General features: G+C 66.6%; 11 protein-coding genes. 6 read left to right on the forward strand and 5 right to left on the reverse strand.

What is annotated here, in order from left to right; translation table 11 throughout:
- Positions 1-32 precede the first annotated feature (32 nt).
- Entirely contained in the window at positions 33-869 is an 837-nt protein-coding gene (locus ACR9ZJ_RS04340) for an AraC family transcriptional regulator (protein WP_481286986.1), read from the forward strand.
- A gap of 5 nt (positions 870-874) precedes the next feature.
- Here ACR9ZJ_RS04340 and ACR9ZJ_RS04345 read toward each other — a convergent pair whose 3' ends face one another.
- Positions 875-1,111, reverse strand: coding sequence for a hypothetical protein (locus ACR9ZJ_RS04345; RefSeq protein WP_481281406.1), 237 nt, complete (start codon positions 1,109-1,111; stop codon positions 875-877).
- A gap of 235 nt (positions 1,112-1,346) precedes the next feature.
- Between ACR9ZJ_RS04345 and ACR9ZJ_RS04350 the strand changes: the two genes are divergently transcribed.
- Positions 1,347-2,792, forward strand: coding sequence for a serine hydrolase domain-containing protein (locus ACR9ZJ_RS04350; RefSeq protein WP_481286987.1), 1,446 nt, complete (start codon positions 1,347-1,349; stop codon positions 2,790-2,792).
- Here ACR9ZJ_RS04350 and ACR9ZJ_RS04355 read toward each other — a convergent pair.
- A complete protein-coding gene (locus ACR9ZJ_RS04355) occupies positions 2,789-3,685 on the reverse strand; it encodes a LysR family transcriptional regulator (RefSeq protein WP_481281404.1) in 897 nt (298 codons plus the stop codon). The genes ACR9ZJ_RS04350 and ACR9ZJ_RS04355 overlap by 4 nt on opposite strands.
- 97 nt (positions 3,686-3,782) lie before the next feature.
- Here ACR9ZJ_RS04355 and ACR9ZJ_RS04360 point away from each other — a divergent pair, with 97 nt between their 5' ends.
- The 4 genes from ACR9ZJ_RS04360 (at position 3,783) to ACR9ZJ_RS04375 (ending at position 6,928) form a co-directional block, all read left to right on the forward strand.
- Positions 3,783-4,016 carry a hypothetical protein gene (locus ACR9ZJ_RS04360; protein WP_481286988.1) on the forward strand — a complete coding sequence of 78 codons (234 nt, stop codon included), beginning with the start codon at positions 3,783-3,785 and terminating at the stop codon, positions 4,014-4,016.
- 10 nt (positions 4,017-4,026) lie between these two features.
- On the forward strand, positions 4,027-4,947 hold the full coding sequence (gene rocF / locus ACR9ZJ_RS04365; protein ID WP_481281402.1) for an arginase: 921 nt from the start codon (positions 4,027-4,029) through the stop codon (positions 4,945-4,947).
- Between the two features lie 234 nt (positions 4,948-5,181).
- Positions 5,182-6,597, forward strand: coding sequence for a tryptophan--tRNA ligase (locus tag ACR9ZJ_RS04370; protein WP_481286989.1), 1,416 nt, complete (start codon positions 5,182-5,184; stop codon positions 6,595-6,597).
- A gap of 4 nt (positions 6,598-6,601) precedes the next feature.
- A complete protein-coding gene (locus ACR9ZJ_RS04375; protein WP_481281400.1) occupies positions 6,602-6,928 on the forward strand; it encodes a hypothetical protein in 327 nt (108 codons plus the stop codon).
- 54 nt (positions 6,929-6,982) lie between these two features.
- On the opposite strand, the gene ACR9ZJ_RS04380 is transcribed toward ACR9ZJ_RS04375, so the two are convergent.
- From ACR9ZJ_RS04380 to ACR9ZJ_RS04390, 3 genes are all read right to left on the reverse strand, one after another.
- Complete coding sequence (locus ACR9ZJ_RS04380; RefSeq protein WP_481286990.1) at positions 6,983-7,363, reverse strand: VOC family protein; 381 nt, start codon at positions 7,361-7,363, stop codon at positions 6,983-6,985.
- Positions 7,364-7,442: 79 nt separating this feature from the next.
- Complete coding sequence (locus tag ACR9ZJ_RS04385; protein ID WP_481281398.1) at positions 7,443-7,907, reverse strand: YehS family protein; 465 nt, start codon at positions 7,905-7,907, stop codon at positions 7,443-7,445.
- Between the two features lie 192 nt (positions 7,908-8,099).
- On the reverse strand, positions 8,100-8,841 hold a 742-nt coding region (locus tag ACR9ZJ_RS04390), incomplete at its 5' end, for a dihydrolipoamide acetyltransferase family protein (RefSeq protein WP_481286991.1).

An 8,841-nucleotide genomic window follows, 5' to 3' on the forward strand; every position in this document is an offset into this window, starting at 1 on the left:
CGATGGCTCCACGATACCCATGGGAGCTTTTCATGACTGACCTGGCGCAAGAACGTTGGTTCGAGAGAATGGCTGCCGCGGCGGCGCTGTTGACCGGGCGGCTGGATATACCTCCTTCGCTGGAGGAACTGGCCGCCGCCGCCCATGTGTCGCCGTTCCATTTCCATCGCATCTGGCGTGGACTGACGGGCGAGGCCGTCGGAGCGACCATTGCGAGGCTTCGCATAGAGGCCTCGCAACAGAAGCTTCGCGCCGCTGGCGGATCGGTGACCAGCGTTGCGATGGAAACAGGTTTCGCGACACCGCAGGCGTTCGCACGGGCGTTCCGTCGGTTGACGGGGACAACGCCTTCGAACTTCGCACGCGGCGAGCCGGTCAGTGCGCGCTCGCTGCCCGATTCGGACGTCCGGATCGTCTTGCGTGAACCCGTTGAAATCGTCGTCCTGCGGCGGGTCGGCGCCGACTATGTCGCCATGAACGAAGCATACGGACAGCTGTGGGCATGGGCGGAGGGCGAGGGCCTGCTGGAAAACCTGCAAGGCATCTATGGCGTAGCAGTCGACGATGCCGCCAGCGTCACCGAAGGCGAAGCGCGCTACGACGCCTGCCTCGCGCTGCACGCGGATGCCCCGCAACCCTTCTTGAATTCGACGCTCCGAGGCGGGAGGTACGCTAGCCTGACTCACCAAGGCTCCTACGATGGATTGCCGGCTGCCGAAGCCTGGCTGATGGGGCACTGGTTGACCGGTTCGAGTTACGAGCCCGCGGACGCGCCACTCGTTCATCATTTCCTCAACGATCCGGATGCGACGCCCGAAGCAGAGTGGCTTACCGAGGTACTGCTTCCTTTGCGGGACGAGACGCATTGACGGGATCAGGCACCGCCCTCGCGCTCGCGCGGAAACTGCCGGTCGAGCACGACCGACAGCGCGCGGTGGTCGATCGGGCCATGTGCGATGCGTTGTTCGAGCAGGGCGGCGGCCAGTTCGCGTTCTTCTTCCGTGCAGGCGTAACCGTTGGCCCGAAGGTAGAACACGACGAACATCTGCACCCGCCAGGGCAGGCGGGTGAAGGGGTGGATCCCTTGTCTGAGGTCCGAGGGAGCGATCACGCGGCAGGTCCTTGCGATGCGTGGAGGACAGCAATGGGTGTGCCAAGGCCCGAAGGCGCCGCGTGGTGGCGGCTGGCCGCCTCGCGTTGTCTCTTCGGAGCGTCCGCGGACACGAGAACGCGGACAATACGGACATCGCTGAGGCAACATCTGCCGTTTGCGCCGGGCTAAACCTTCCCATCCTCGTGGGCATCTACCCAGTTCGCACGCTCCGCATGTCGAAGGGGAAGGAAACGTGGGATTTGCATCGACCAGGCTCAGGGCGACGGCAGGCGTCGCGCTGCTTGGTACGCTCATCGGTTGCGCGACGCCCGGCGCGCGTGACGACTCCCGCCGGCAGGCCGTGGAACATGGCCTCCGGCCCCGCGTGGAAGTGGCCGGTGAGCCGGCCATGCAGTGGAACGTCTACGAACGGATGCGGCGCTATCGCGTCCCGACCATGGCGGTCGCTGTCATCGAAGGTGGGCGCGTTGTCTGGTCCGCCACCTATGGGGTCGATGGGAGCGTTCGTCTTCCGGCGACGAACGAGCGCTTCCAGGCGGCCTCGCTGAGCAAAGGCGTGACCGGGAGTCTCGCCGCCATCCTGGCCGCGCGCGGAACGATCGACCTGGACGCCCCTGTGGACGCCTGCCTGGCTCCGCTGGCCCTGCCACCCGGCAAGCAGGACACAGGGCATCCCGTGACGCTGCGCAACCTTCTTCACCACACGTCGGGTGCGACGGTGAACGGTTTCGACGGTTATGCGCCCGGCGAGCCGGTGCCGACGCCGGAGCAGGTCGTACGTGGCGAAACACCGGCGAATTCGCCTGCCGTCGTGATCGACACGACGCCCGGGAGCGCGTATGCCTATTCGGGCGGCGGATACACGGTGGCCCAGATTGCCATGAGCCATTGCGCGGGCGCTTCGTTCGCCGACCTGATGCAACGTGATGTGCTCAAGCCGGCCGGCATGCGCGACAGCACCTTCGCTCAACCGTTGCCGGCATCGATACCTCATGCCTCAGGTCATGCCGCGGACGGCAAGCGGGTTCCCGGCGGTGCGAATACCTACCCCGAACTCGCCGCCGCGGGGCTATGGACCACGCCAGACGATCTCGCGCGCTGGTTGATCGGGGTACGCGATGCCGAGGAGGGGCGGCGTTCCTTCATGCCCAGCGACGCGGCCAGAACCATGCTCGCGCCGGGCATGAACAAGTACGGGCTGGGAGTATTCATCAGCGGAGACGGCGAACACCGCCGCTTCATGCACTCCGGGGGCAATCTCGGCTTCAAGAGCAGCTACGTCATGTTCCTGACCAGTGGAAACGGCGTGGTCGTCCTGACCGATGGCGATAACGGGTCCTACCTGGGCGGTGAGGTCACCAAGGCCGTCGCTGCCGCCTATGGCTGGCCCGACTTCGCACCTCGGGTCGCGACACGGGTCACGCTCGATGAAAAGGCGATGGCCCGGTACATCGGGCACTACCGGTTCGAGGATGCCGACTCGCGGGGACATCTCGACCTGTCGCTGATTCGCGAGGGTACACGGTGGTTCCTGGATCTGCCGGATATCGGACGGGCCGACTTGGTGCCGACCTCCGCCTCGGCATTCGTCGCACCCGAGACGGGCTATGCCGTGACGGTCGACGGCGATGGGAGCTTGCACGTGGGATCGCGCGTGGCGCGTAAGGTCCAGGACTAGCCGAGCAACTCGCCCAGCCGCACACGCAGGAAGTCCCTGAGCCGCTGCACGGCTGGCGTGAGCTGCGAGCGATGCGCACTGACCAGGTTCAGCGGCGCACGTTCACCGATACCCGGCATCAGGTCGACGAGCCGTCCCGCGGCGAGATCGGCGACGACATCGATGTGCGATTTGTAGACGATGCCATGACCGGCCAGGCCCCATCGGCGGGTGACCTCCGCATCGTCGCTGATGCGGTTTCCGGCGACCTTTACCGCGTGCGGCCCGCGCGGCAGGTCGAAGATCCAGCGGTCGTGTACCTGTTCCCCCCAGACGAAGCAGAGGCAGTTGTGCTCGCGCAGGTCGTCGGGCTGCCTGGGTGCGCCATGGCGCGCGATGTAATCCGGCGAGGCGCAAAGGACGCGGCGGTTGTCGGGCGCCAACGACTGCGCGACCAGTCCGGAATCGTCGAGCGTGCCATAGCGAATGGCCGCGTCGATGGGATGGCGGTGCAGGTCGGCGGCGCGGTCGCTGATCCGCAGTTGCAGTGAAACACCGGGATGATTGGCCTGGAAGGCGTCGAGCCACGGCAACAACACGTTGCGGCCCAGGTCGGACGGCACGGAGAGGCGAAGCGGCCCCGCGATTTCACCGCGGGCCTCGGCCAGCGCCTGGGTGCCACCGGCAAGGGACTGGAGCATCGCCCTGGCGTGGGGCAGGTAGCGCTCGCCATCGTCCGAGAGCCGCATGCTGCGCGTCGAGCGCACGAACAATCGCGTGCCGAGCTCCCGCTCCAGTCGCTGGACGGCGTTGCTGGCCATGGCCGGCGTGCTGTCGAGCAGGCGGGCGGCTGCCGAAAAGCTGCCGGCATCGGCGGTATGCACGAAGATCTGCACATCGTCCAGTCGAATCATCGCGGCGCTTCGCTAGAGGTGTGCGCCTATGGTGCCTTTTTTTTCATCCTGACGCGCTGCAACGTGGCTGTTGCAAGGTCCGGTGTAAACTTCCGGGATGACCAGCTTCCGCGTGTCGTTGCTTGCCGTTTTCCTGCTTCCCGCCGCCGCCTGGGCGCAAGACCTGTCCCGGGATGCGCTCGCCACACGGATGGCGGCGCACGAGACACCGCTGCTTCTCGATGTGCGCACGCCTGCGCTGGGATACACCCACGTGCGACTGCTCGAAGGCAGTGCCGATGCCTGGCGTGCCGAAGGGCGGCCGCTCGTCCAAGAACATCCCTCACCCTGAGTCCCTCGTCATGAGTCCAACCACCCGTTCGGTCGCCTTGATCGGCGTCCCCACCGACATCGGTGCCGGTCACCGTGGCAGTTCCATGGGGCCGGAAGCCCTGCGTGTCGCCCGCCTGGGCGAGCGGCTCGCGAAGCGCGGCATGCACGTCGTGGATCGCGGCAATCTTTCCGGGCCGCTCAATCCCTGGCTACCGCCCACCGACGGCTATCGCCACCTCGAGGCCGTGGTCGCCTGGAATACCGCGGTGCACGAGGCCATCTACACCGAATTGAATGCCGGCCACCTGCCGGTGATGCTCGGCGGCGACCACTGCCTTGCGATCGGCTCGATCTCCGCCGTGTCGCGGCATTGCCGTGAGAACGGCAAGAAGCTCCGGGTGTTATGGCTCGATGCTCATGCCGATTTCAACACCAGCCAGATCACGCCATCCGGAAACATCCACGGCATGCCGGTGGCGTGCCTGTGCGGTTACGGCCCCGATGCACTCACGCATATCGGCGGCACGGTGCCGGCGACCACGCCCGGCGTGTTCCGCCAGATCGGTATCCGCTCCGTGGACGAGGGTGAGAAGCGCTTTGTCCACGAGGTCGGGATCGACATCTACGACATGCGCTACATCGACGAGATCGGCATCAAGGCGGCCATGGAGGAGGCCCTGGCGGGAGTGGACGAGGACACGCACCTGCACATCAGCTTCGACGTGGACTTCCTGGACCCGTCGATCGCGCCGGGTGTGGGCACGACGGTGCGCGGCGGACCGAACTATCGCGAGGCCCAGCTGTGCATGGAGATGATCGCGGACACCGGCCGGGTCGGGTCGCTGGATATCGTGGAGTTGAACCCGGCGTTCGACAAGCGCAACCAGACGGCGAAGCTGGCGGTGGACCTGGTGGAGTCGTTGTTCGGGAAGTCGACGTTGATGCGGTGAGGGGCCAGGACTGGTGGATCGAGGGGCTTGGTGGCCTGAGGCGGCTCGTATCGCCGACAAGGTCGGCTCCCACCAGGCTTGGCCAGCCTCCAGGCAGGGCGGGACTGGTGGGAGCCGACCCTGTCGGCGATCCGCGCGTAGCGCGGCAACCTGCCGCACAGCCGGGTCGCCCCGGAACCGTCACGCGGGCTACACTCGAACGGTTACCGTCCGCCCAGGCTCCCAGGTCCCCCCATGCATACCCGCGTCCTCACCGGCATCACCACCACCGGCACGCCGCACCTCGGCAACTACGTCGGCGCCATCCGGCCGGCCGTCCTGGCCAGTCGCGATCCCGAGGTCGACGCGTTCTACTTCATGGCCGACTACCATGCCCTGATCAAGAGCGACGACCCGGATCGCGTCGAGGCCTCGCGGCTGAAGATCACCGCGACCTTCCTGGCCGCCGGCCTGGACCCGAACGTCGCCACGTTCTACCGGCAGTCGGACATCCCCGAAGTGCCCGAACTCATGTGGCTGCTCACCTGTGTGACATCCAAGGGCCTGCTCAATCGCGCGCATGCCTACAAGGCGGCCGTGGATCGCAACATCGAAGCCCAGGAAGACGCGGATGCCGGCGTCACCGCGGGCCTCTACATGTACCCGGTGCTGATGGCCGCCGACATCCTCGCCTTCAACGCGAACAAGGTGCCGGTGGGCCGCGACCAGATCCAGCATATCGAGATGGCCCGCGACATCGCCCAGCGTTTCAACCATACCTACGGACGCGAGTTCTTCGTGATGCCCGAGGCCTTGATCGAGGAACAGGTGGCGACGCTGCCCGGGCTCGACGGCCGCAAGATGTCCAAGAGCTACGACAACACGATTCCATTGTTCGAAGGCGGCCCCAAGGGCCTGCGCGAGGCGATCATGAAGATCGTCACCGATTCGCGCGCGCCGGGCGAACCCAAGGACACCGACGACTCCGCCCTTTTCACCATCTTCCAGGCTTTCGCGTCGCCCGCGGAAACCACGGCGTTCGCCGATGCGCTGCACAACGGCATCGGTTGGGGGGAGGCGAAGCAGGTGCTGTTCGAGCGGATCGAGGCCGAGGTGGCACCGATGCGTGAGCGCTACGACGCGCTGATGGCGCGTCCGGACGACATGGAAGACATCCTTCTTGCCGGCGCGGCGAAGGCGCGTGCGATCGCCGCACCGCTGCTGGAGACGCTGCGCGATGCGGTGGGCCTGCGCAGCGCGCGGCACAAGCTGAAGTCCCCCGACGAGCCGGCAAGCGCGCCGGTCGAACAGAAAGCGAAACCGCCTCGTTTCGCCAGTTTCCGCGATACCGATGGCAGCTTCCGCTTCCGTCTGTTCGCCGCGGACGGTGAAGAGCTGCTGCTGTCGGCACCGTTCTCCGATCCGAAGGCAGCGGGAATGCTGCGCCAGACTCTTTCCACGATGGGTGGCGCCCACGCCGTCATCGAGTCGCAGGGCGATCACGTTGCCTTGCTGGTGGACGGCAAGGTCGTGGCCAATGGTGCGTCTTACCCCGACGAAGTGGCACGCGCCGCGGGCGTGCTGCGTCTACGCACGGCATTGGACGCGTTGGCCGCCGCGACCGCCGAAGAGGCGGCAGCCAAGGCGAACGCCGCCCGGCAGGGCACCTGACCGCATGCGCTACCTCGCGATCATGCTTCTCGCGCCGTGGCTGGTCGTGCTGGGCTGGGCGTATTGGGCCTATCCGAAGTCGCTGCTGACGAACATGACGCGGCGCGGTTTCGACGTGCTGGCGCTGCTGGCCGCGACCGTCGCGGCGATCCAGGCCGCCGTGTCGGCTTTCGACGCCGTCGAGTTGCCCGCGGCAGACCAGTTCGGGCCCAAGAGCGGGGCGATCTGGCAGCAGGTGGTGCCGGCGCTGTATGGGTATGGCGCGTTCGTGGCCGTGTTGGTGGTCGCGCTGGTTATTCGCCAGGTGGTCTGGAAGAGGCGCGCTTCGTAGGGATCGCCGACAGGGTCGGCTTCCACCCACCGCCGGAGGCACCGGGCCGGTGGGTCAGTCCCATTTGTTCAGGCGCGTGCCGAACTCGTCGCCTTGTCTTGAGACGATGCAGAAGCGGTGTCCTGTCGGGGCTTCCATCACCCACCAGCGCTTCACGAAGCCGATACGTTTCGCGCCGAGGGCTTCCAGCCGCCGGGCTTCGGCTTCGAGGTCGTCCGTTTCGATATCCAGGTGCACGTGGCTGTGATGGTCCACGCGTTGCAACAGGATGCGCAGTTCGTCCTTTTCCGTCTTGAGCGCGGCGTATTTGCCGTCGCCGTCTTCGTCGGTGGTCTCGATCGGCTTGCCGAGGGCGCGGCTCCAGAATTCGGAGGCGGCGGCAAGGTCGCCGTCCTGGCAGTCGAGGACCAGGGTGCAAAGCCTGCTGTGATGCATGGTCGTGCCTCCGCGGGATGGGAGCCAGACGCTATCATGCGGGCACGGATATGGCGTGAGCCCGATGTCGAGGCGATGCTTACGGACCGCGCAGGCGCGCCGTCAGGCCTTTGAGGAAGTTACGCAGGAACTGGTCGCCGCAAAGGCGGAAGTTCGCATGTTTCGGCTGGCGGAAGAGGGCGTTGATCTCGCCCCGCGATACGCGGAATCCGGCATCGGTCATGGTGGCCAGGATGTCGTCTTCCTTGAGTTCGAAGGCGACGCGCAGCTTCTTCAGCACCACGTTGTTGTTGACGCGGGTTTCGACCGGTCGCGGCGGCTGGCTTTCGTCACGACCGCGGCGATGGATGATGAGGCCGTCGAGGAAGTGCGCCAGCGCGGCGTCGGGCATTTCCGCAAAGCCGGGCTCGTCTTCCTTGCGCAGCCAGGGTTCGACTTGCTCGCGGGTGGCGGGGAAGCCGCTGAGCTTCATGATCTCGACGACGTGGACGTCGCCGAGGTCGAGCATGTAGCGGATGCTACGGAGGGTGTCGTTGTTGAGCATGGTGCCAAGGGTACCATCGCGGTAGCGGCCATCGCCGCTGAAGCGGCTCCCACAGAAGGCATGAAGTGGGGAGCGCCTACTGGAAGCGGACCTGGTGGGAGCGGACCCTGTCCGCGATTCCTGCGGAGCGGTACACCCGAATCGCGGACAGGGTCCGCTCCCACCAAGCTATTCCCACCGAAACGAACCAGGTTAGTTGGGCAGCCCCAGGTCGTCGATCATGGCTTTCAGGAAGCGTGCGGCTTCCCCGCCCGTGGCGGCGCGGTGATCGAAGGTGAGCGACAGCGGCATGCGGCGATGTACCTCGATGCCGCCCATCACGGCGACCACGTCATGGCTGAGCTTGCCCGCACCGACGATCGCCACCGTCGGCGGCACGACCACCGGGGTGGCGTAGCGGCCGGCGAACATGCCGAAGTTCGACAGGCTGATCGTATAGCCGGAAAGCTCCGAGGCCGGGATGCTGCGGTCTTCCACCGAGCTGCGCAGGCGCTTGATCGCGGCACGGATGCCGGCCCCGTCGAGCACGTCGGCGTTGCGCAGCGCGGGCACGAACAGGCCGTCCTCGGTGTCCACGGCGATGCCGATGTCCACGTGCGGATGCAGGGTGCGGCTGAGGTTCTTGCCGTCGAACCAGGCATTGAGCGCGGGCACGGTCTTGCACGCCACCACGATGGCGCGGATGAGGCGCGCCGTGATGTCCTGCTTGCCGATCCAGGCGTGGAGGTCGGCATCGTCGACGATGGTGGTCGGGACGACGTTGGCGTGTGCCTCGGCCATCACGCGCGCCATGTTGCGGCGGACGCCCTTCAGCTGCTCCGGCTGGCCGATCGCTTCCTTGCCGGGGGGCGCGGTGCGGACGGCCTTGCCGGCGAGCGACACGGCGGTGCGCTGCTGCGGTGCCGGACCCGGCTCGGGCAGGGAGGGTGCGAGG

It is taken from the genome of Luteibacter sp. KNZ12-1A, assembly GCF_056755675.1.